Source organism: Pyxidicoccus caerfyrddinensis, assembly GCF_010894405.1.
Taxonomy (GTDB): Bacteria; Myxococcota; Myxococcia; order Myxococcales; family Myxococcaceae; genus Myxococcus; species Myxococcus caerfyrddinensis.
In genome coordinates this window covers 1-23,384 of the sequence record NZ_JAAIYA010000041.1, presented here as the reverse complement: position 1 = coordinate 23,384, position 23,384 = coordinate 1, and the positions used below count along the sequence as shown (strand labels likewise).

The window sequence follows — 23,384 nt, the reverse complement described above, 5'->3', positions numbered from 1 at the left end:
CAGGGTCCCCTGCTGCACGAGGAGAGTCGTATGCACGGAGTCCCGCGCGTCCCCGCGCTCGCCACCGCCTTGTTCCTCGTCGCCGCCTGTGGCGATGGCCACCCTGACGGCTGGAGCGAGGCGTCCCATGGCAAGGACGCGAAGCCGGCCTATGACGTCGTCTTCCCGTCCGACGAGGTCCAGCGGCTCGACGTCGTCATCTCCGCCTCCGACTGGCAGTCCATGCAGGACGACATGACGGACATGCTCGGTGAGTTCGGCACGGGCGGCACCATGAACCCCGGCGGCGGTGACGGACTCCCCGGCGGTGGCCCTCCCGACGGAGGCATGCCCGGCGGCGGCGGAACGCTTCCCGCGGAATTGCTCGCGGCCTGCCAGGACAAGGCGGCCGGTGATGCATGCACCGCGACCCTCTTCGGCAACACCTTCACCTCCACCTGTGCCGCCATCCCCGACGCAACGGGGACGCTCGCCTGCACACCCCAGGGCGGTCCCGGAGGCCCGGGCGGCGCGGACGGTGGCACCGGCGGCATGCCTGGAGGCGGCGGCGCCACGGACCTCATCCCCCGCACTCCGGTGTACGTGCCCGCCACGGTGCGCTTCAACGGACTGACGTGGTGGAACGTGGGCATCCGCTACAAGGGCAACTCCACGCTCTCGGGAGGCTGGCGCTCCGGCATCGGCAAGCTGCCCTTCCGGCTCAACTTCGACAAGTTCGAGGACCAGTACCCCGAAATCGAAGGCCAGCACTTCTACGGCTTCAGCAAGCTGTCCCTCTCCAGCAACCAGGGAGACACCTCGTACATCCGGGACCATGTGGCCTCGGACACCTTCCTCGCGGCCGGCGTGCCCACCGCTCACACGGGCTTCATGGCCGTGTACGTGGACCACGGCGCCGGGCCCGAGTACTTCGGCCTCTACACCTCCGCCGAGGACCCGCAGCAGTCCCTGCTCGACTCGCACTTCGGCAACCACGACGGCGCGCTCTACGAGGCGGACGGCACCGGCGCCACCTGGGCCGCCTTCGACTCGGAGTCCTTCGAGGCTCAGTCCGACGCCGCCGAGGCGACGTGGGAGAGCGTCGAGGCCGCCATCGCCGCGCTCCATTCCGACCGGAGCGACGCGGCCGCCTGGCGCGCTCGACTGGAGGAGCGGCTGGATGTGGACGGGTTCCTCCAGTGGCTCGCCGTCAACACGGTGATGGTGAACTGGGACAGCTACGGGAACATGTCCCACAACTACTACCTGTACGCGGACCCGAACGACGGCAACCGGCTGCACTGGATTACGTGGGACCACAACCTGTCCATGTCGTCCAACCGCGCGCTGTCGCTGACGCTCTCCGAGGTGACTGATTCCTGGCCGCTCATCCGCTTCCTCATGGATGACCCGGTGTACCGCGCGAAGTACGAGCAGTACGCCCGCGAGTCCATCGACGGCCCGCTCTCCCCGGCCACGATGAAGGCGCGCATGCAGGCGGCGCACGACCTCATCGCGCCCTACGTGTCCGGAGACACCGCCGAGCGCGAGGGCTTCACCTACACCAACACGCAGCAGTTCGACGCGTCGCTCACGAGCAGCACGGGGCTGTTCAGCTTCGTCGAGCAGCGCGAGGCGGCCGTGCGCTCCACCTTCGGGAACGCCCCATGAACGCCCTCGCCTGGAGCTCGGCCCCGCCCATGAAGTGCGACGCGCCAGACCTGGACCACGAGCGGCGCTTCCAGCCGGTCCGCGAGGCGGTGGACGCCTTCCTGCGCGCCACGGGGCCCTACACCGAGGCCCGCGTCTACGAGCCCGGCCTCCCCCACGCCTTCACGCGCACCACGTACTTCGACACTCCCGCGCTGGACCTCCTGGCGTCCGCGAGCAGCGGCTACGCCCAGCGCCTGCGGCTGCGCGAGTACGCGGCGGCGATGGACCTGGGGCAGCCTCCCAGCCTCACCGGGCGGCGCTTCCTGGAGGTGAAGGTGACGTCCGGGGAGCGGCGCACGAAGTCACGCTGCGCACTGTCGGCACATGAGGCGGAGGCGCTGCTGTACGGCCTGCCCCTGCCCGAAGGCAGTGCCGCCGTGGGGCTGATGCAGCAGCTCGCCCGGGGCCCGGTGATGCCCTGGGTGACGGCCTGGTACCGCCGTGTCACACGGACGACGGCGGACGAGCGGGTCCGAATCACACTCGACCAGGACCTCGCCTTCGCCCTGCCCCCGCTGCCGGGAGACCCCGCCGAGCCCACGTGCCCGCTCGAACGGGCCTCCGCCGCCCTGCTCGAGGTGAAGTGGCAGGACCGCGCGCCCGCGTGGTTGGAGCAGGCGCTCCGGCCGCTCGCGTCCTCGGAGACGCAGGGCTCGAAGTTCGAGCAGGGCATGCGCGTACTCCTGGGTGGAGCACTCCCACCGCGCGACGACTGAGCACGCCGACCCGCCGCGCCCTCACGGGTGCGGACTCCTCATCCAAGGACACCTCCACCGTGCGACCCCTTCCCCACCGTGGCCTCATGGGCCGCGGAGTGCTCCTCATTGCCTTGCTCGTCCTCGGCCGGTCCGCCAGCGCGCAGGACACGCAAGAGTCCGCCGCGCCTGGCACCGAGATCGAGGCTCCCGAGCCCACCTCCCGAGAGCCCGAAGCGCTCGTGATTCCCACCGCCTTCGGAGACGTGCAACTCGGCGGCCGGCTCGACGTGCGTGAGACGCTCGAGCATCCCCAGGGAGGCATCTGGGCCGGCGAGCTCACCCTGCCCACCGCGCGACTGGAGGCCACGTACCGCTGGAAGAAGCGCCTGCGCGCCGTGGTGGAGTTCGACGTCCGTGGAGAGGTGAAGGACGCATTCATCTGGTTGAAGATCGGCCACGGCTTCGCTACGCGCGCCGGCCGCTTCAAGCTGCCGCTGTCCCTGATCGAGCTGGAGTCCGCCACGCGACTGCCCGTGGTCCGCCGGGGCCTGCTGCGCGACGTGCTGGACGACGCGCTGGGACTCAGTGGCAGGAGCCCGGGCGCGCAGGTGGAGTGGAAGTGCCCGGGCTGCCTCGGCAACGTGAGGCTGCTGGCCAGCGTGTTGCAGACGAAAGATCCGGACTCGAAGGTCGCGCTGGAGCGGGGACTCGGCCTCATGCCCGCGCTGCGCGGCACTTGGGAGCTGGGCGACGTGGAGCTGGGCGCCTCCGGGCTGCTGCAGCCCGCGGGCTCCAGTCCGGGCGGTGACCAGCGGAGCTGGCTGACGGCGCTGGATGTGAGGCACACGCTCGTGCTCGGCAATAGCGCGCTGCGCACCTGGGCGGAGGTACTCACCGGCCGCGCCGCCCTTATCGGCGGAACCGGGAACCTGCTCATGGGCCGCGTGGTGACGGGGTGGCGCATGGGCGGTGCGGACCGGGGCAAGGCGTACGTCGAGCCCTTCCTGATGCTCTCCGCGATGGACCCGGACCTGGACCGTCCCGAGGACCTGCTGTGGGAAGGCGCCGCCGGCCTCAACGCCGGGCAGTGGAACCGATGGCGCGTGCAGGCGCAGTTCGAGGTCCGAAAGACCGCCTCCGGCACGCCACCGGTGCTGGAGGCCCTGGAAGAGAGCCTCGCCTCGCGGCGGGCCGTGCTGGTGCAACTGGAGGTGGGCTTCTGATGTTGATCGTATTCGAGGGAATCGACGGGTCCGGGAAGACGACCCTCTCCAACCGCGTGGCCGAGGAGCTGCGCCGCGCGGGCCTGAGCGTCCGCCATGTCCGCGAGGGCGGCACGCTCGCCTCGCCCGTCTCCGAGGCGCTGCGGCGCTTCACGAGAGACCCGGCGCACCTGGCGCTCACGCCCACCGCGGAGCTGCTCCTCTATGCCGCGCGAGAGGCCCAGCTCCTCGAAGAGGTGACGCGCCCGGCGCTGGCCGCATACGAGGTCGTCATCACCGACCGCTTCTTCTACACCGCCGAGGTGCTCGCGCGGTGGGGCCGAGGCCTGCCGGAGAGCGCGGTGCGCCCCGTCCTCGACGCGTGCTCGCGGGGACTCGTGCCGGACCGCGTCTTCCTCATGGACGTGCTGCCAGCGCTGGCACGGGCCCGCCGCCGCATCTCGAAGATTGTCTCGCCGAAGCCCGGCACTCCGTCGCGCAAGGGGCTTGCGGGGGCGGGCCTCCAGGTGAGGCTGCGCGCGGGTTACCGCACCCTGGCGACCGAGCACCCCGAGCGATGGACGCTGCTGGAGAACGCGGGCGTCCCGCTCGACGTGCTCGTCCAGCAGGTGGTCCAGGACATCCTCCAGGCGCGCGGTGGCACAGCTCCACCGGCGCGGGTGCTGCGCCCCGCGCCGCCTCCCATCCGCACGGTGGAGGAGGCCCGCGCGCGGTTCCTCCGCCAGCTCGACGTGTGGATGGCCGAGGAGCCGTCGCTCGCCGCCTACTTCCTCTCGGGGATGACGGGCGCGGACATTATGGAGCGGCGCACGCGCCTGGCCGAACACCACCCGGAGCTGGTGGCCCATGGACTCGCGGGCCTAACGGACGAGGCGTCCTGGCGGCTGCGGTGGAAGCTCGTGGAGTCGGCCCCGGTGGAGGTCCTCCGCTCGCTCACGGATGCGGCCCAGGACGCGCCGGACGCGTGGGAGCTGCGGGAGCGGCTCATCACCCAGGCGCCGCTGGAGGTCGCGAAGTCGCTCGGCGGGCTCGACACCGAGCAGTCCTGGTGGATGCGGGAGCGGCTCTCCTTCTCCGCATGGGAGGCCGTGGTGGGCTCGCTGGCCGGGCTCACTGGGGACCGTGCATGGACGGAGCGGCAGCGCTGGCTTTCGGGCTCGGGCGGAGAAGACGCGCTCGGCCTGGAGCCGGTGGCGCGCACGGCGTGCCGTTCCATCCGGGGGCTCGACGACTACATGGCCTGGGCCTGGCGAGAGCGCGCCTGGAGCATCGCCCCGGATGCGGTGCTCCGCTCGCTGGCCGGACTCACCAGCGCGCGCTCCTGGGAGCTCCGCGACCAGCATGTGTCCCGCGCGCCCAGGGCCGTGCTCGGCACGTTCGACGGGTTGGAGCATCCGCGCGCATGGATGCTGCGCGAGTCCTTCGGCGCGCAGTGCGAGGAGGTCCTGGACTCCATCTTCGGCATGGATGGCGCCTCGGCCTGGGGGCTGCGCAACGCGCTGGCGGACACCTGGCCTGCGGCGACGGTGCGGAGCCTGGGCCCCCTGCTCCACACCCCGCGCGGGCGCTCCCTCACCGAGCGACTGCTGGCGGCGAACCCGCACGACGTCGGCCTGCTCCGCCAGGCGGCCCGTGGCGCGGCGGACACCTTCCTTGGAGCCCTCGATGCCTCCGCTTGAGAACGTCGTGCAGGGGTTGGACGCGGGGCCCCACTCGCTCACCATCTCCACGCTGCTGGCTCGCTTCACGCTGGCGCTGGTGCTGGGCGCGTTCCTCGCGTACCGGCCCTGGCGCAAGCTGATGCCGCACGTGCCGCCCATGCCGCCCGAGACGGCGCACACCCAGGTGCTCATCGCCGTGGCCGGCGCGGTGATGACCACCGTCATCGGCGACAGCATGTCCCGCGCGTTCGGCCTGGTGGGGCTTGGGGGCTTCATCCGCTTCCGCTCGGGCATCAAGGACCCGAGGGACGCGGCGGCCATGTTCGTGATGATTGGTGTGGGAATGGCGTGCGGACTCGGCGCGGGCTCCATCGCGCTCTGCGCGTCCCTCTTCTTCGGCGGCGTGCTGCTGGTGCTGGACGCCGTCAGCAAGCGGCGCATGGAAGTGGTGACGCTGTCGCTGGGGCTGGAGGACGTGGCCGCCGCGCTGCCAGCCTTGAGGGCGATGCACCCCGAGGTCCGCTTCCTCTCGCTGGAGCAGTCCGCTTCCTCCTCGGAGGGCACGGCGGTGGTCGAGCTCTCCGTGCCCGTGCGCGCGGATGGACTGGAGCTCCTCCAGGGACTGCGCAGCCGGCTGCCGGGCGTGCGGAGCGCATCGCTGGACCCGGCATGACGCCGCCCGCGGTGCGCTCAAGGGAATCTTCAGATTCGAGGGGCACACTTCATCGTGGACCCGAGGAGGTCAGGTGATGGCACGCAGGACACGCGACACGAAGCTCCCCCTCCTGCTCGCGCTGTGCGCGCTCGGGTGCGGCGCCGCGACGGAATCGGATGACGGCCTCCATCCCGTCATCTTGAACGACCTGACCTATGCGCCGTGTGACGCGAGCCAGCGCGTGGGGCAGTTCACGGTGGAGTTGGGAGATGGCTACACGGCGGTGCAGGGACGCGCGCTCAGCGGCGTCGTGCCGGCGAACGTGCGGAAGGTGGAGGCCGAGGAAGGCCAATGCCGATTGCTGCTGGGACGCACGCTCTTCTGCGAGCCCGCGTGTGGCGCCTCACAGACCTGCGGCGAGGACGGAGCCTGCATCCCGTACCCCACCGCGCAGAACCTGGGCACGGTGCGCGTGATGGGGCTCAAGGCCGACCTGTCCATGTCGCCCAACTCGGCGCGGTTCTACTCCAACGGCGCGACGACGCTTCCCCACCCCGGCTTCGACGCGGGTGCGGACATCTCCCTGGTGACGAGCGGGGCCGACCTCCCCTCGTTCACGCTGCAGGGCCAGGGCGTGGCCGCGCTCGAAGTGCCCGAGGAAGCCATCACCCTGGAGCGGGGCCAGCCCGTCACGGTGTCGTGGACGCCCTCCACGGCGTCGGAGGCCGCGCGCCTCCACGTGGTCGTGGACCTCGCCCACCACGGCGGCATCGCCGCCTCGGTGGAGTGCGACGACCTCGAGGACACGGGGCGCTTCGACATCCCCGCCAGCCTGCTCTCGAAGCTGCTCGACGAGGGCGTCGCCGGCTTCCCGAAGCTCACCCTCAGCCGGCGCTCGGCGGACTCGACGGACACCTCCGCCGGGTGCGTGGAGCTGCTGGTCCTGTCCCAGGTGGAGCGGGAGGTCCTCATCCCCGGGCTCGTGTCGTGCAGCACCGACGCGGACTGCCCCGCTGGGAAGACCTGCCGCACGGACCTGACCTGTCAGTGATTCGCCGAACCCCGGAAGGGAGCCCGCCATGAAACGCTCAATCGTCGTGCCCACTGTCGTGATGGCCCTGCTGGGAGTCTGTCTCCCGGGCTGTGGCTCGGACTCGGAGCCCCTCGAGCCGGGAGTCGAGGACCCGGATGGCGACGGCTCGACGGACGGCGACGCCGGGACACCCACCGGCGAGGGCTCGCCGGACTTCAGCTTCTTCGTGACGAGCCTGGAGGCGATGCGCCAGCTCTCCGGCAGCCAGAATGGCTTTGGCGGCGACCTGCGCTTCGGTGAGTCCACGGGACTGGCGGGCGCGGACAAGATCTGCCGGACCATCGCGGAGCAGTCGGTGCCCGGCGCCGGACAGAAGGACTGGCACGCCTACCTGAGCGCGTCGACGGGTGGCGCCAACGGTGGCGCCGTGCATGCCATCGACCGCATTGGCAATGGGCCCTGGTACGACCGCAACGGGCGGCTGGTGGCGTCGAGCAAGGCGGGCCTCCTGGGCAACCGGCCGGAGGGCGACGCGGCCATCAAGAACGACCTGCCCAACGAGCGCGGCGAGCCGAACCACCAGGGCGTGGACAACCACGACACGCTCACCGGTTCCACGAAGGCGGGCCAGTTCAGCGGCACCCGGGCCAACACCTGCAACGACTGGACGAGCGCGACGGGCTCCACCGGGCGGCCGATGATTGGCCACTCCTGGCCTCGCAGCGCCAGCAATCCCTCCAACGGTGGCAACTGGATGTCCGACCACTAGGCGCCGGGCTGCGCGGCCGGCGTCAACCTCGCCCAGACGGGCGGAGGAGGCGGCGGCTCCTCGGTGGGCGGAGGCGGTGGCTATGGCGGCATCTATTGCTTCGCCGTCACTCCCTGATTCGCGCCGGAGCCTCCATGCGCGCCCATCCACTGCTGCTCGTCGCCATTGCGCTGTTGCTCGCGTGCTCGTCATCCTCGGACGAAGACGAGGTGCGCGAGGAGTCCTGCCAGGTGGCGGAGGGCGCCTCCGCTCCCGACTTCCTGAAGCACCTCGGCTGCCAGGGGGACTTCGCGGCCCTGGCTTCGGAGCCGCTCGACACGAGCATCCCCGGAGCACGCTCGGTGAAGGTGGTCCTCGACCGGTTCGATGGGGACACGCTCTACTTCCAGAACAGCCAGAAGTACTCCATCCACTACGCGTTCACCTCCGCGAACCTCTCCGGCAACGGGCGGCCCGTGGTGGGCTCGCTCGCGGACTTCAACCAGACGGAGTACACGTCCCCGGACCGCCGCTTCCTGCTGGGCGCCGTCACCTGGTACGAGGGGCCCGGGGTCTGGGCGCTGGAGCTGGCGCCCTACGACTCCGCCTCCGCCGCCCTGATGGCGCAGCTCTACGAGGCCATCCGCGCGCAGACGTGGTTCGGCCCGGCGCTCGTGTTCCACCCCACGTCCCAGGCCGTCGCCGCGGAGGCGAAGAACCTGCCGTCGAGCGTCACGGTGATGACGACGGACGCGCTGTTCGCGGCCATCGACTACCAGCCGCTCAACCTGGCCACGTCGGTGGGACGGCTGCGCTTCCTCGAGGCGGAAGAGCTGGCCACGACCTACGTGTCGTTCCGCGACATCGTCGTGCTGAACGTGGTGCCCAACGACATCTCCGTCGTGCTGGGCATCATCACCGAGGAGTTCCAGACCCCTCTGTCACACGTGAATGTGCTCTCGCAGAACCGGAAGACGCCCAACATGGGGCTGCGCTCGGCGATGACGGACCCGCGGCTCCGCGCGCTCGACGGCCAGTGGGTGCGGCTCACCGTGGGCGCGTTCGACTGGAGCATCGAGGCTGTGACGAGCGAGGAGGCCGACGCCTTCTGGGAGGAGCACAAGCCCCAGCCCGTGCAGCTCCCCGCGCCGGACGTGAGCGTCACCGACCTGCGAGACATCGAGGACGTGGTGGTCGAGGGCACGGGCTCGCTGCGGGACGCCATCAAGGCCGCGGTGCCGGCCTTCGGAGGCAAGGCCGCGCACTACTCCGTGATGGCCCGGACGGAGGGCCTCCCCATCCGGAAGGCCTTCGCGATTCCCGCCGCGTACTACGTCCAGTTCATGGAGCGGAACGGGTTCTACGCCCGCGTGGACGCGCTGCTGGCGGATGCGGAGTTCCAGTCGAAGCCGGAGGTCCGCGACGCGCGCCTGAAGGAGCTGCGCGACGACATGGAGGTCGCACCGGTGGATGCCGCCTTCCAGCAACGGCTGAAGGACAAGCTGGCGGCGGACTACCCGGGCTTGAGCATGCGCTTCCGCACCAGCACCAACAGCGAGGACCTGGAGGGCTTCCCCTGCGCCGGCTGCTACGAGTCGCACACGGGGGATGCGGGAGACTGGGAGGACGTGCTCGACGCCATCCGCGAGACGTGGGCCAGCATCTGGCTGTTCCGCACGTTCGAGGAGCGCTCGTACAGCAGCATCGACCACAAGTCGGTGGTGATGGCGCTGCTGGTGCATCACAACTTCCCGGACGAAGAGGCGAACGGCGTAGCGCTCACCGCAAACCCGTATGACCCGTCCGGCGTGGAGCCCGGCTTCTACGTCAACGTCCAGGCAGGAGGAGACGCCGAGGTGGTGCACCCGCCCCCGGGCATCACCAGCGACCAGTTCATCTACGGGTTCCACCAGCCCGGACTGCCCATCACCTACCTGTCCCGCTCCAATCTGGTGCGGGACGGAGAGACGGTGCTGACGTCGGCGCAGGTGTACGAGCTAGGCAAGGCGCTCGATGCCATCCACGAGCGCTTCTCTCCCGCCTATGGCCCGAAGGCGGGCAACGACGGCTGGTACGCCATGGACGTCGAGTTCAAGTTCGACGGCGAGCCCGGCGAGACGCCTCGGGTCGTCATCAAGCAGGCCCGCCCGCACCCCGGACGGGGCCAATGAGCGACAGGGAGATCTCGATGAAGCGACACGCGTGGAGGCTTGGTGCCGCGGTGCTGCTCGGGCTCATGGTGACGGGCTGTGGCGAGAGCGCTGTGCCCACCGATGACGGCGGCGAGGAGGCGCTCGGCTCGGGGCCGCTGCTGCCGTGGAAGGCGGGCAACCGGTGGACGTATCAGGTCACCGAGGACGGCCAGGTCTCCGAGAAGGAGACCACGGTGGGCGAATTGGAGCCCGTCGGCGGGACGGGAGCGAGCCGGGACGTCCTGGCGAACCGCGTCGTCACCCGGAAGGGCGTGAATGACCAGACGGTGAGCTGGCAGGTCCTCTCGGGCGAGCGCGTCGTCCGCTACCGGGAGCAGTCGTTCCGCGCCAGCACCGGGGCGCTCGAGATGGAGGAGCAGTGGGACCCGCCCAAGCTCCACCTCGACGAGACACCCGAGCATGTCGTCGTGGGCGCGAGCTGGCTCGAAATCTACGAGGAGACGAAGCTGCCCACCGATGGCGAGACGAGCACGGAGACGGCGAGGGACCGCTGGACGGTGATTGCCGACGGAGAGTCCGTCACCGTGCCCGCCGGTACCTTCCGCGCGCTCGTTCTCCGCAAGGCGGGCGGCAGCACCTCGAAGACCTACTGGTACGTGCGCGGCATCGGGAAGGTGAAGGAGATCGGCGGACAGACCGAGGAGCTGGCCGCCTACGAGCTCGTACCGTGAGCCCCACGAGGGTGCAGTGGAGCCTGTGTCCGCCTGTCCGGGCGGCGCGCTTCAGGAGACCCATCAGCTCGGGTGTTGAGCCGTAACGTCAATTGGAGTGCCGGGGGAGCCTCATGAGTCGAAGCCTGCGAAGCCAAGCCGTTACCCTCACCCTGCTTCTGGGCACACTGATCGGGGTGACGGTCGCCGCGCTGGCGGGCACCACCGCGAGAATGGAGCGCAACAGCGCCCGGATGATGCACGTGCTGGAGACCCAGCAGGCGTCGGACAGCCTGGAGAAGGCGCTCATCTACCATGAGCGGGAGCAGCGCCTCTACGAGGCGACAGGCCTGCTCTCCCACGTCTGGGAGACGGAAGGCGCGAAGGAGCACGTGCGGCAGTCTCTCGCAGAGGTCCGGCAGCTGGCGGACAGCCCCGAGGAGCGGGCCTTCGTCGATGAGCTGGGCGACGAGCTCGAGGGGTACTTCGCCCACCCGACCCCCATTCCGGGGACCTTCGAGGCGCGTACGGGCAAGATGCTCGACCGGGAGATGCACCTCTCGCGAGCGCTGGAGAAGCTGAACTCGGCGGACGCGCACGCCACCTTCGAAGCGAACCAGCGGTGGGCGCGGAGGGCCCACGTGGTGGGACTCATCGTGTCGCTGGCGATGGTGACCGGAGCGGCCCTGGCGTTCTGGACGCTGCGTCGCGAGCTGTACTGGCCGCTCGAAGCGGTCCGCGAGGCACTGCTGCGCTTCCGCCCGGGCACGCCGCTCCAGCGAGCACCCGCGGCGGGCGTGCGGGAGATTCGCGACATCGCGTCTGCCTTCAATGAAACGGCCACGCGGCTCGAGCACCAGCGGGAGGTGCAGCTCGGCTTCCTCGCGGGCGTCGCGCATGACCTGCGCAACCCGCTCCAGGCCCTGCGCGCGGCGGCCACCAGCGTGCGCCCCGGGCACCCCCTCCCTCCCGAGCAGAAGCTGAGAGACCGCTTCTCGCTGGTGGCACGTCAGGTGGACCGGCTGACGCGCATGGTGGAGGACCTGCTCGACACGTCCCGCATCGAGGCCGGGCAGCTGTCCTTGCAATGCGACGAGCACGACCTCGTCGAGCTGGTGCGGGAGTCCGTGGAGCTGCACCGGCCCGTGAGCGACGCGCACCACCTGGAGACCTCCTGGCCGAAGGGGGCGCTGTGGGTGCGGTGCGATGGCGCACGCATCGCCCAGGTGCTCAACAACCTGCTGAGCAATGCCATCAAGTACTCCCCCGGCGGAGGACAGGTGCGGGTGGAGGTCGGAACCACGGCGGATGGGGCCTGGGTGGCGGTGCACGACCCGGGCGTCGGAGTGGACCCCTCGGAGCGGGAGAGCATCTTCGAGCCCTTCCGTCGCAGCGCTACGCACCGCGCCAACATCCCGGGCGTCGGCCTGGGCCTCTCCGTGGCGCGGCGCATCCTGGAGGCGCACGGCGGCTCCATCCACGTGGAGAGCGAGCCGGGACGCGGCTCCACCTTCCGCGTCCAGCTGCCCCGTGCCGCCGCCGCCGCCAGTCACACACCCCTGTTCCTGCCTGGGGCCCTGGCGATGTGACGCGCCCACGCAATCGCCGCCGTCATGAAACGTATGCTCCGGGAACCTCCTGGAGGACGAATGAACTGGCTGAAGGCGCTCTGCGTGGGCGTGGTCGTGGCGTGGGTGTGCGTGGGGCCCGCCGCAGAGGCGGCGACGCAGCGGCAGGAACTGGACCGGCTCATCACGAAGTACCAGCAGCTGAACCAGTTCAACGGCAGCGTGCTCGTGGCCAACGAGAAGGGCGTCATCCTCGAGAAGGGCTACGGCTCCGCGAACTTCGAGTGGCAGGTGCCGAATACGCCGGACACGAAGTTCCGCATCGGCTCGGTGACGAAGCAGTTCACCTCGATGGTCATCATGCAGCTCGTGGCGGAGGGGAAGCTCCAGGTCGAGGACCCGGTCACGAAGTACCTGCCGGACTACCGCAAGGACACCGGCGACCGCATCACCCTCGCCCACCTGCTGAACCACACCTCCGGCCTCCCCAACTACACGAACCCCACCTTCTTCAAGACCGCCTCACGCGACCCCTACACCGTCGCGGACTTCGTGAAGAAGTTCTGCAGCGGCGACCTGGAGTTCGAGCCCGGCACGAAGTTCAACTACAGCAACTCCGGCTACTTCCTGCTCGGCGCCGTCATCGAGAAGGTCACCGGGCAGACGTACGCGCAGGCGCTGCAGCAGCGCATCTTCGACCCGGTGGGCATGAAGAACACGGGCTACGACGTGTCCGCCACGGTGCTCCCGAAGCGCGCCAGCGGCTACGAGGCGCAGCCTGGCGGGTACGTCAACGCGCCCTACCTCGACATGACCATCCCCTACGCCGCGGGCTCGATGTACTCGACGGTGCAGGACCTCTACCGCTGGGACCGCGCCCTCTACGAAGACAAGCTGCTTCCCGCGCCGCTCAAGCAGCGGATGTTCACTACCGCGCTGGATGACTACGCCTTCGGGTGGCACGTCGGGCCCATCAAGCTGCATGACGACAAGACGGAGGTCGCCACCATCAGCCACAGCGGTGGCATCAATGGCTTCAGCGCCCTGTTCGTCCGCGCGCCCGAGCGCAAGGAGGTCGTCGTCCTCCTCGACAACACGGCCCGTAGCTCGAAGCTGATGGCGATGGCGACGGGGGCGCTGAGCATCCTTCATGGCATCCCGCCGAAGCAGCCCCAGGTGGCCATCGGAGAGGTCGTGATGGCCGCGCTCGAGAAGTCGTCCGCCGCGGAGGCCATCGCCCGGTACCGGACCCTCAAGGCCACCAAGGCCACCGAGTACGACTTCGCCGAGCGGGAGCTGAACAACGTGGGCTACCGGCTGCTCGGCTCCGGGCGCGTGGCGGAGGCCATCGAGATCTTCAAGCTCAACGTGGAGATGTTCCCTGGCGAGGGGAACGTCTACGACAGCCTCGGCGAGGCGTACCTGGCCGGCGGGAACAAGGAGCAGGCGCTCGTGAACTACCGCCGCGCCGTGGAGCTGAACCCCAAGAACACGAGCGCGGTGGAGACCCTCAAGCGCCTTGAGAAGCCAACCGCCACGCGATGACGTACGTGACGGGGTGAGGCCCGCCTGGCGGGCCCGCGCCCTTCCTCCGCGCAGGTGGAGGAAGGGCCTCGCTCACTGAGCCGCGGGAGCGGGGCCGCTGCCTGACGGCTCCGGCGCCTTCGGCATGCGCCGGGGCGGGCGCCAGTTCACTGCCACCCGGACGAAGGGCGCTGCGCGCGTGGAGCCGACACCGAGGCCCAGCCGCTCCCGGTCGCCGTCGAGCAGCGAGAAGTCGTTGAGCAGGTCGAGCCCGACGGACGTGCTCAGCCAGACGCTGCCGCCCCCCAGCCGGACGTTCGCCGTGGGGCCGACGTGCATCGACGTCTCCTGCACGAAGTGCGCGCCCAGCGTCTGGCCATCTCCCGGGAGGCGGGCGTGGAAGACCTGCTGATCGAACGCCCCGGTAAGGCCCAGCTCCAGCCCGTCGCCGAACTTCCGCAGCAGGGTGAGCCGCGGCAGTCCGAGCTCCACCACGTAGGCTCCCTTGCGGTAGGTGAAGCCCACCATGGGGATGACCGGGAGGACGTTGAAGGGCCACATCACGACGAGCCCGAACATCAGCCGCATGCCCGGGTCACCGCCAATCAGGTAGTTCGCCATGGCGTAGCCCACCCAGGACATGTCCATGCCGACGTCGAAGGCATTGCGGAAGTCCGTGCGCGCGATGCCGGACGCACCCGCGAACAGCAGCCACCGAGGCGCGAGCGGCCGGACCACCGTAAGCCCGAGCTGGAGGCGGTGGAAGCGACGGCCCAGCACGTCCTCGTCGAGGCCCGCCAGGGCGCCCCGTGGCTCCAGCGCCAGCCAGCGTGTCTCGTACGCCAGCGACGGGACGACAATCGTCTTCCCGAGGAAGACGGGCGGCAGCGGAAGGCGGAGGTCCAGCTGCTTCCAGTTGTCGAGCTTCCTCCCGTCCGCGCCGATGGAGGTACCGCGCGCGAGGCTGTAGCTGACGTAGGCACGGTCTTCGGACGTCTGGGCGCTCGCGGTGGCGGAGAGCAGCACCGCACACAGGACGACGAGCGCCCATCCAGGCACCCCACGGGAAGTTCTCGTCGTTCGCACGGGCACGCGGAGCCGTCCTTTCCACTGAGACCATGAGTGTACCGCGACTCACCCCCTGCGGGGCTTCGTTCCAGATTTCCCTGGTCTTCACGAAAAGTCGCCCGCTCGAATACGCTCCCGGTCCGTGACCCCCTACACGATGTTGCACCTGGCGCTCGCGGGAGCGTTCTTCGTGCTCGCGCTGGTGCACCTCGCGACCTGGATCGCGGTCCGCTCCCAGCGCGTGCAGCTCTGGCTGGCCTGGAGCTTCCTCGGGTTCGCGGTCATCAGCTTCACCATCGGGCTCACCAGCCGCGAGGCCAGCGCCATCTTCTCCGACACGCGTCCGTGGCTGGTGTTCGGCACGCTCACGTCGGTGGTGCTCCCCTACCCCCTGCTTCGCGTGGCGTGGTCGCTGCTGGACCAGCCGCTCACCTTCGGCCGGCGGGTGATGCTGGGAGTGGCCGTGGCGCTCGGGGCGGTTCGGGTGCTCGACATCTCCGCCTCGGTGCTGGCGCTGCCGGCGACGCGGTTGACCTCGGAGGAGCTCTCGCATGCGACGGCGGGCCTGAGCCTGCCGCTGTTCTGGCTCCTCGCGGCGTGTGTGGCGGGGACCTGGGCCTTCGAAGCGGTGCGGCTCATGAAGCGCCGTGGCGCGATGGCGATGGCCGTGCTCGCCGCTTCGCTCGTCGCGCTCGCGCTCCTGGGCCGTGAGCTTGCAATTGATGTCGGCTGGCTTCCGGGGCCGCCGCTCTTCGCGCTGGTGGGGCTGCCGTTCCTCCTGCTCGCCTCCACCGCGCTCGCCATCCTCACCGCGCGCTCGCTGCGGGGGGCGGACCTGGGCACGGGCATCCACCGCTACCGCCGGCTCGTGCGGCTGGGACGCGGCGGCATGGGTGAGGTGTGGCTCGCGGTGAGGACCGGCCGGGCGGGCTTCAACCGGCTCGTCGTGCTCAAGCGGATGCTGGACGAGGGCGGCGGCGAGGACCCCGCGGTCCGACTCCACCGCTTCATCGGAGAGGCCCGCACCGCCGCGCGCCTACACCACCCGCACGTCGTGTCCGTCTACGACCTCGGGCAGATGGATGGCGGGTGGTTCATCGTCATGGAGTACCTGAGCGGCGTGAGCATGCTGGAGCTCGCCCGGCGCGTCAGGAAGGGCGCCGCGCTGCCGCTCGAGGTGGTGGTGGAGCTCTGCCAGCAGGCGCTGCGCGGGCTCGCCTATGCGCACGAGCGGGGCGTGGTTCATCGCGACATCAGCGCGGACAACCTCATCGTGTCCTTCGATGGCGTGGTGAAGGTCGTCGACTTCGGCATCGCGCATGGCTCCGGTGACGCCAGGGAGAGTGTGACTGGCACGTGGGCGGTTCCGTCCTCGGACCGGCTCACCCAGGTGGGAGACGTCATCGGGAAGTTCGCGTACATGCCGCCCGAGCGCCGCGCGGGGGCCGAAGCCACTGCGTCCGGCGACCTCTTCGCGCTCGGCTGTGTCCTCCACGAGTTGCTGTTCGGCACGCTTCCCGGCCCGGCTTCGGCCACGGGAGGCTCTCGCCTGCCCCGGCTGGAGCGCCCCGATGCGCCCGACGCGTACCGGATGCTCCGGGGCGTCCTCGACGTCGCCCTCCAGTCGAGTCTGGAGAAGCGGTTCACCGACGCCTGGAGCTTCCAGCGCGCGTTGGACCCGGTTCGGCAGGTGCTTCCGGCCATCGACCTCGCCACCTGGCTGCGCGGGAACTTCGCGGAGCGCTGGGGCCGCGAGCGGGAGTTGTCGGAGCTCAGCGACCCCACGCCCTCCGAGGTCGAGGTGCTGCTCACGCGCGAGCGGCCGGCGGAGCCCGCGATGGATGAGGCGCCCACGCGGACCGTGGAGCCACGGGCCGAGCTCCCCATCGAGGAGCAGAAGACGGTCGTCGTCGAGCGTTCCCGCTGAAATGTCAGCAGGCCGGGCCCGGAGAAGCGCTCGTCCCGGCGTCTCTCCCATGAGAACCCGTCGCCGGGGGAATGCAAGCTGACAACATAAGCACTTCCTTACATTTTCATGACCTCACGAGGGACGGACTCTTGAAGGGTCCGTCCGGGAGATGTCATGAGTCATTCACGTGGTCTTCAAGTCCTCATTGCCGGCGCGGGCCCCACCGGGCTGACGCTCGCCTGCGAGCTGGCGCGGCGAGGCGTTGCCTTCCGCCTCGTGGAGGCTCAACCGAGACACTTCGCCGGCTCGCGCGGCAAGGGCCTGCAGCCGAGGACGCTGGAAGTCTTCGACGACCTGGGCATCGTGGAGCCGCTCCTGGCGTCCGGCGCGAAGTACCCGCGCCTGCGTGTCTGGTGGCGGCGCTTCGCGCTCGCCCGCTGGAGCATGTTCACGCAGCGCGAGCCCACTCCGGACGTGCCCTACCCCAACACCTGGCTCGTGCCCCAGTGGCGGACCGAGGCGCTCCTGCGCGAGCGGCTCGCCGGGTACGGCGGCGCGGTGGAGCTGGCCACCGCGCTCACCGGCTTCGAGCAGGACGGAGACGGAGTCACGGCCACGCTGTCGCGCGAGGGAGGCACCGAGCAGGTCCGGGCGAGCTACCTCGTCGGAGCGGATGGCGGGCACAGCTTCGTGCGCAAGGCGCTGGGCGTGACGTTCCAGGGAGAAACCTACGAGGGTGAGCGGATGGTGGTGGGTGACGTCCAGGTGGAGGGGCTCGACCGTGAGCACTGGCACGTGTGGCCGAAGACGAAGGGCGGCGCCATCGCGCTGTGTCCCCTGCCCGGCACGGACCACTTCCAGCTCTACGTGAAGCTCCCCACCGGCGCCGAGCCGCCGGAGCTGTCCGAGCGCGGCATCCAGCAATACTTCTCCGAGTCCGCCCGGCCGCGCCCGGGCATCCGCATCCACAGCCCGAGCTGGCTCTCCCTCTACCGACCGAACGTGCGGATGGTGGACCGCTACCGGGTGGGCAAGGTCTTCCTGGCGGGAGATGCCGCGCACGTGCATCCGCCGGCGGGAGGACAGGGGCTGAACACCGGCATCCAGGACGCGTACAACCTGGGCTGGAAGCTCGGGCAGGTGCTCGCGGGCGCGCCCGAGGCGCTGCTGGACACCTACGAGGAGGAGCGGCTCCCCATCGCGGAACACGTACTGGGCCTCTCCAGTCGGCTGCATCGACAGGCCTCCGCCAGCGGAGGAGGCCTCAAGCCCCAGCGGCGCGGAGCCGACACGCAGCAGCTCGCCATCAGCTACCGCGGAGGCTCCCTGTCCTACGACGAACAGCGCCAGCCCGGAAGGCTGCGCGCGGGAGACCGGGCGCCGGATGCCCCCTGCCACGACGCCAGCGGAGGCGCCGGCCGGCTGTTCGAGGTCTTCCGGGGGACGCACTTCACGCTGCTCGCCTTCGGTGCGGCGCATGCGAGCACGGTGGCCCACATGGCGGCACGCTTCGGGCCCACGGTGCGAGCGCTGCGACTGGTGCGGCCGGGTGAGCCCTGCCAGGGAGCAGACCTCGTCGACTCCGGTGGACATGCCCGCGCGGCGTACGACGTGCGCGGCGCTGCGCTCGTGCTGGTGCGACCGGATGGCCATGTCGGCCTGTTCGCGAGCCCGGGCACCCCGGAGCAGGTGGAGGGCTACCTACAAGCACTCCTCCCCGCAGCGGGCCCGACGTGTGACGAGCGCCACCCGGACGCGGAGCAGGACGAGCACGCCCTGGGCTGAGCCCGTCGGCACCAGACACGGGCGTGCCGCTCGACACGCCCGTGTCCCGTTCACTCCTGGAGCTTCTTCGCGAGCGCCTCCACGGTGGGAGCGCGAAGGAGGGAGTGGTGGTCACCGGGGAACTCGCACACCTCCACGCCGCCGGCCGCGAGCCGTGCCCAGCCACCGTCCGGGCCGGTGGGTACCTGCGTCTCGCTGGCGCGCACCAGCGTGACGCGACCTCCGTACGTGCCCGGCTCGTACCGCCACAGGGCGCGGAGGTTGCTCGCGAAGACGCGGTACAGGGTGCGGAGCTGCTCGAGGTCCACGCCCCTGGCGAGGACTCCGGCGTTCCTCCCCGCCTCCAGCAACCCATGCAGCAGCGCATCGCCGGTTGGCAGTGCCTGCTCATCCAGCTCGGGAGCCGGCAGGCCGGCGAGCCGGGCCGTGAACTCCACGAACCGGGCCGCGAGCCACGACTCCCCTGCCCCCTCCGGCGGGCGCTGGTCGAAGGCGTAGGAGTCGATGAGCACGAGCTGCTCCACCTGCTCGCCCCGCTGCTCCAGCTGCCGCGCCATCTCGAAGGCCACCATGCCTCCCAGGGACCAGCCACCCAGCCGGTACGGGCCGGAGGGCTGGACCTCGCGGAGGGCTTCCACGTAGCGCGCCGCCAGGGCCTCCACCGTCTCCAGCGGGGCCTGCTCGCCCTCGATGCCGGGGGCCTGGAACGCGTGGAAGGGCTGGTCCGGGCCCAGCGCGCGGGCCAGCTCCAGGTAGGGCAGGACGTTGCCGCTGACGGGGTGGACGCAGAAGAACGGCCGCCGCGATCCCCCGATGGTGAGTGGCACCAGGGGAGACAGGCTTCCCGGCGCTTCGCGCAGCCGCGCGGCCAGGTCCTCGAGCGTGCCCGATTGGAACAGGGACACCACCGGCAGGCTCCGGCCCAGGCGCTCGCGGAGGAGCGACATCATCCGCATCGCCAGCAGGGAGTGGCCCCCCAGCTCGAAGAAGTCCGAGTGGATGCCGATGGGCGACACACCCAGCAGTTCCTCCCAGATGCGCGCGAGGCGCAGCTCCAGGTCGTCGCGCGGCGGCACGTAACCACGGGCCGGCTCCGTCCGGGCTTCCGGTGCCGGGAGCGCGTTGCGGTCCACCTTGCCGTTGGGCGTGAGCGGCAGCGCGTCCAGCGGCACGAAGGCGGAGGGCACCATGAAGTCGGGCACCCGCTCCGTCAGGAAGCGCCGCAGCTCCGCCGCGTCCGGCGTCGCACCGGCCCGCGCCACGAGCCACGCCACCAGCCTCCTGCCCTCGGTGCCGCTCTCGCGAGCCAACACGACGGCTTCGCGCACGTCGGGATGCTGGCGCAGCGCCGCCTCGACTTCGCTCAGCTCGATGCGGAAGCCGCGCACCTTCACCTGCTGGTCGATGCGGCCGAGGTACTGCAACACACCCTCCGCGAGCCACCGCACCCGGTCTCCGGTGCGGTACAGCCGCGCGCCCGGTGTCGTGCTGAACGGGTCCGGAACGAAGCGCTCCGCCGTCAGCTCGGGCCGGTCCACGTAGCCCCGGGCCAGGCCGGCGCCGCCGAGGAACAGCTCTCCCGCGACGCCCATGGGCACGGGCTGTCCGAACGCATCCAGCACGTACGCCCGCGTCCCATCCAGCGGCCTGCCCAGCGTCGGCTCTCGCGTCGCGCCCCGGGGCGCCAGCATCCAGGTGGAGTACGTCGTGTCCTCGGTGGGGCCGTAGAGGTTGAGCACGCGCTCCACGCCGGGCGCGGCCTCGTGGATGGCCTGCACCAGCGAGTTGGCCAGCGGCTCGCCCGCGAGGTTCACCGTGCGCACCGAGCCTGGGACGGCGTGGGCGCGCACCAGCTCCGCCATGGCCGAGGGGACGGTGTTGATGAGGGTGACGCGACCGGCCGCCGGCAGCGAGGGCAGCTCGAGCGCGTTCCTCGCCACCACCACCGCGCCGCCGCGCGTGAGCGGGGCGAAGAGCTCGAAGACGGAGAGGTCGAAGTTGAGCGAGGTGGAGGCCAGCACGCCCGCGAGCGTCTCCGCGGGGAAGACGCGCGCCGTCCACCGCAGGAAGGCCACCGCGCTCCGGTGCTCCAGCGCGACGCCCTTGGGCCTGCCGGTGCTGCCTGACGTGAACAGGACGTAGGCCAGGTGGTCCGGCGTGACGCCGGAGACCGGTGCCTCCGTGCTCATTGCCGCCAGGGTGTGCGCGTCATCGAGCGCGACCCGGGCCGCCTCCGCCGGAGGCAGCGAGTCCAGCAGGTGGCGCTGGCCCACGAGCACGTGGGGCTTCGCATCCTCCAGCATGAACGCGAGCCGCTGGCGCGGGTACGCCGGGTCGAGCGGCACGTACGCGCCGCCCGCCTTGAGGATGCCGAGCACCGCGACCAACAGCTCCGCCGTGCGCTCGACGCAAAGGCCGACCCGCACCTCCGGTCCCACGCCCAGGCCGCGCAGGTGGTGCGCCAGCCGGTTGGCCCGGGTGTCGAGCTCGCGGTACGTCAGCGACACGTCACCCGCGAGCACCGCCACGGCGTCCGGGGTGGCGGCCACCTGTCGCTCGAAGAGGGTGTGGATGCACGCGTCCGCGGGCCCCGCCGAGCCGGTGTCGTTCCACTCCACCAGCAGGCGACGCAGCTCCGCGTCTCGCAGCAGGGGCACGGTGAACACGGACTGCTCGGGCCGGGCCAGGGCGCCTTCGAGCAGCGCCTTCAGGTGGCCGAGCAGCCGCTCCACCGTCGCGGGCTCGAACAGCGCGGTGCTGTACTCCAGCCCGCCGGTGAGCCCGTCCACCCCGTCCACGAGACCGAGGGTGAGGTCGAACCGCGCCACGCGGTGCTCAATCTCGATGGGACGGAGCGCCAGGTCCGACAGGCCCTGCCCCGCCGCCTTGGGCGTGCTGTCGAGGGTGAGCATCACCTGGAAGAGTGGCGAGTGGCTCAGGCTGCGCTCGGGGCGCAGCTCCTCCACGAGCTTCTCGAAGGGTACGTCCTGGTGCGCATACGCGCCGAGCGTCACCTCACGCACCCGCGCCAGCAGCTCGCGGAAGGAGGGGTTGCCGTCCAGCCGGGTCCGCAGCACGAGCGTGTTGACGAAGAAGCCAATGAGGCCCTCGGTCTCCGCCCGCGTCCGGCCCGCGATGGGCGAGCCGACGCACACATCGTCCTGTCCCGAGTAGCGCGCCAGCACCGCCTGGAACGCGGCCAGCATCACCATGAACGGCGTCACACCCTCGCGCCTGCCGAGCGCCTTCACGGCCTCCGTCAGCTCGCGGCCGAGGGAGAACGGAGCGAAGGCACCTTCCAGCGACTGCACCGCGGGCCGAGGCAGGTCCGTGGGCAGCTCCAGCAAGCGAGGGGCTCCGGTGAGCTGCTGTTTCCAGTAGCCGAGCTGCGCGTCCAGCACGTCCCCACGCAGCCACTCGCGCTGCCACACCGCGTAGTCGGCGTACTGGAGCGGCAGCTCCGGCAGCGGCGATGCGCGGCCCTGGGCGAAGGCCGCGTACAGCTCCGCGACCTCGTGGACCAGCAGTCCCATGGACCAACCGTCGGAGATGATGTGGTGCATCACCAGCACCAGCACGTGCTCCTGCTCGGAGAGCTTCAGGAGCGTGGTCCGCAGCAACGGCCCCTGAGCCAGGTCGAACGGGCGCAGGGATTCCACCAATGCCCACCGACGCGCTTCCGAGTCACGAGAGGCTTCGGGGAAGGAGCTGAGGTCCACGACATGGAGCCGGGCGTGGCCCCGCGGGTCGATGACCTGCGCCGGCGAGCCGTTCGCGACCTGGAACGTCGTGCGCAACGACTCGTGGCGGTGCACGAGCGCATCGAAGGCGCGCTCCAGGGCGTGCGTGTCGAGCGCCCCGGACAGCCGCACCGCGGTGGGCACGTTGTAGACGGTGCTGCCTGGCTCCAACTGCTCCAGGAACCACAGACGCTGCTGGGCGAAGGACAGCGGGAGCGCGCCGTCGCGAGGAGCGCGCTTCAAGGACGGAGCCTGTGTCCCGGCCGCGCGGGCCCGTGCGGCCTCCACGCGTTGAGCCAGTCGGGCCACCGTGGGCGACTCGAACAGCTCGCGCAGCGGCAGCTCCACCTGGAAGGCATCGCGGATACGCGACACGAGCTGGGTGGCGAGCAGCGAATGCCCGCCGAGCTCGAAGAAGTCATCGAGCACGCCCGGGCTGTCGTGGCGCAGGACTTCCGACCACAGCGTGGCCAGGGTCTGCTCCACCGGAGTGCGCGGGGCGACGTACTCGCGGCGGTCCGTTGCCGACACCGAGTCCGGTTCGGGCAGGGCCTTGCGGTCCACCTTGCCGTTCGGCGTCAGCGGCAGTGCATCCAGCACCACGTAAGCGGACGGCACCATGTACTCCGGCAGCCGCTGCTTCAGGTGCGTGCGCAGGGCGGGAGCGTCGATGGCGGCACCCTCCTTCGCCGTCACGTAGGCTACCAACCGCTTGCCCTCGGTGCCGTCCTCTCTCCCGACGACGACAACCTCGCTGACGCCCGGGTGCTGCGCCAGCGCTGCCTCCACCTCTCCCAGCTCGATGCGGAAGCCACGCACCTTCACCTGCGTGTCTCGCCGGCCCAGGAACTCCAGCGTCCCGTCCCCACGCCAGCGCACCACGTCGCCCGTGCAGTACAGGCGTGCACCGTCTCCGAAGGGACTGGGCACGAAGCGTTCCGCCGTCAGCTCCGGCCGGCCCACGTACCCCACTGCCAGGCCTTCTCCTCCCACGTACAGCTCGCCCGGCACTCCCACCGGTACCGGCTGCATCGCCCCGTCCAGCACATACGCCTGCGTGTTGGTGATGGGACGGCCAATGGGCACCGAGGCGCCCAGCTCCTCCGGGCCCTCCATCCGGTAGCACGCGGAGAACGTCGTGTTCTCCGTCGGGCCATACCCATTGATGAGCACGTGCCCGGAGGCCAGTCGCTCCTTCACCCGGCCCACGGGCAGCA

The 23,384-nt window shown here is 70.6% G+C and carries 15 protein-coding genes; 13 read left to right on the top strand and 2 right to left on the bottom strand.

Annotation, left to right across the window (positions count from 1 at the left end):
• Nucleotides 1-30: 30 nt before the first annotated feature.
• The 11 genes from G4D86_RS48935 to G4D86_RS48885 all read left to right on the top strand — a co-directional run bounded on the left by G4D86_RS48935 (nt 31) and on the right by G4D86_RS48885 (nt 13,686).
• On the top strand, nt 31-1,650 hold the full coding sequence (locus G4D86_RS48935; protein ID WP_164002510.1) for a CotH kinase family protein: 1,620 nt from the start codon (nt 31-33) through the stop codon (nt 1,648-1,650).
• Entirely contained in the window at nt 1,647-2,408 is a 762-nt protein-coding gene (locus tag G4D86_RS48930; protein ID WP_164002508.1) for a VTC domain-containing protein, read from the top strand. The genes G4D86_RS48935 and G4D86_RS48930 overlap by 4 nt, the downstream gene beginning before the upstream one ends.
• 98 nt (nt 2,409-2,506) lie before the next feature.
• Nucleotides 2,507-3,613, top strand: coding sequence for a porin family protein (locus G4D86_RS48925; RefSeq protein ID WP_164002506.1), 1,107 nt, complete (start codon nt 2,507-2,509; stop codon nt 3,611-3,613).
• Nucleotides 3,613-5,292, top strand: a complete 1,680-nt coding sequence (locus G4D86_RS48920; RefSeq protein ID WP_164002504.1) for a dTMP kinase — start codon at nt 3,613-3,615, stop codon at nt 5,290-5,292. Before G4D86_RS48925 ends, G4D86_RS48920 begins: the two co-directional genes overlap by 1 nt.
• Nucleotides 5,279-5,947, top strand: coding sequence for a DUF4956 domain-containing protein (locus G4D86_RS48915; RefSeq protein ID WP_164002502.1), 669 nt, complete (start codon nt 5,279-5,281; stop codon nt 5,945-5,947). Before G4D86_RS48920 ends, G4D86_RS48915 begins: the two co-directional genes overlap by 14 nt.
• 76 nt (nt 5,948-6,023) lie before the next feature.
• Complete coding sequence (locus G4D86_RS48910; protein ID WP_164002500.1) at nt 6,024-6,980, top strand: hypothetical protein; 957 nt, start codon at nt 6,024-6,026, stop codon at nt 6,978-6,980.
• A 28-nt stretch (nt 6,981-7,008) separates the two neighbouring features.
• A complete protein-coding gene (locus G4D86_RS48905) occupies nt 7,009-7,731 on the top strand; it encodes a hypothetical protein (protein ID WP_164002498.1) in 723 nt (240 codons plus the stop codon).
• Nucleotides 7,732-7,865: 134 nt separating this feature from the next.
• Nucleotides 7,866-9,881: a PEP/pyruvate-binding domain-containing protein gene (locus G4D86_RS53610; protein ID WP_240360919.1), complete on the top strand. Its 2,016-nt coding sequence runs from the start codon at nt 7,866-7,868 to the stop codon at nt 9,879-9,881.
• 17 nt (nt 9,882-9,898) lie between these two features.
• Nucleotides 9,899-10,594, top strand: a complete 696-nt coding sequence (locus G4D86_RS48895) for a hypothetical protein (protein WP_164002496.1) — start codon at nt 9,899-9,901, stop codon at nt 10,592-10,594.
• Nucleotides 10,595-10,707: 113 nt separating this feature from the next.
• Nucleotides 10,708-12,162, top strand: coding sequence for a HAMP domain-containing sensor histidine kinase (locus G4D86_RS48890; RefSeq protein WP_164002494.1), 1,455 nt, complete (start codon nt 10,708-10,710; stop codon nt 12,160-12,162).
• A gap of 60 nt (nt 12,163-12,222) precedes the next feature.
• A complete protein-coding gene (locus G4D86_RS48885; protein ID WP_164002492.1) occupies nt 12,223-13,686 on the top strand; it encodes a serine hydrolase in 1,464 nt (487 codons plus the stop codon).
• A gap of 72 nt (nt 13,687-13,758) precedes the next feature.
• Here the strand turns inward: G4D86_RS48885 and G4D86_RS48880 are convergent, their stop codons facing one another.
• The gene (locus G4D86_RS48880; RefSeq protein WP_164002491.1) at nt 13,759-14,724 is read right to left on the bottom strand and encodes a hypothetical protein; all 966 of its coding nucleotides are present in this window, start codon (nt 14,722-14,724) and stop codon (nt 13,759-13,761) included.
• 151 nt (nt 14,725-14,875) lie between these two features.
• On the opposite strand from G4D86_RS48880, the gene G4D86_RS48875 reads away from it, so the two are divergent.
• Entirely contained in the window at nt 14,876-16,660 is a 1,785-nt protein-coding gene (locus G4D86_RS48875; protein ID WP_164002489.1) for a serine/threonine-protein kinase, read from the top strand.
• Between the two features lie 156 nt (nt 16,661-16,816).
• Nucleotides 16,817-18,427: an FAD-dependent oxidoreductase gene (locus G4D86_RS48870; protein WP_164002487.1), complete on the top strand. Its 1,611-nt coding sequence runs from the start codon at nt 16,817-16,819 to the stop codon at nt 18,425-18,427.
• Nucleotides 18,428-18,477: 50 nt separating this feature from the next.
• On the opposite strand, the gene G4D86_RS48865 is transcribed toward G4D86_RS48870, so the two are convergent.
• Nucleotides 18,478-23,384: non-ribosomal peptide synthetase (locus G4D86_RS48865; RefSeq protein ID WP_164002485.1), on the bottom strand; the 4,907-nt coding region annotated here is incomplete at its 5' end.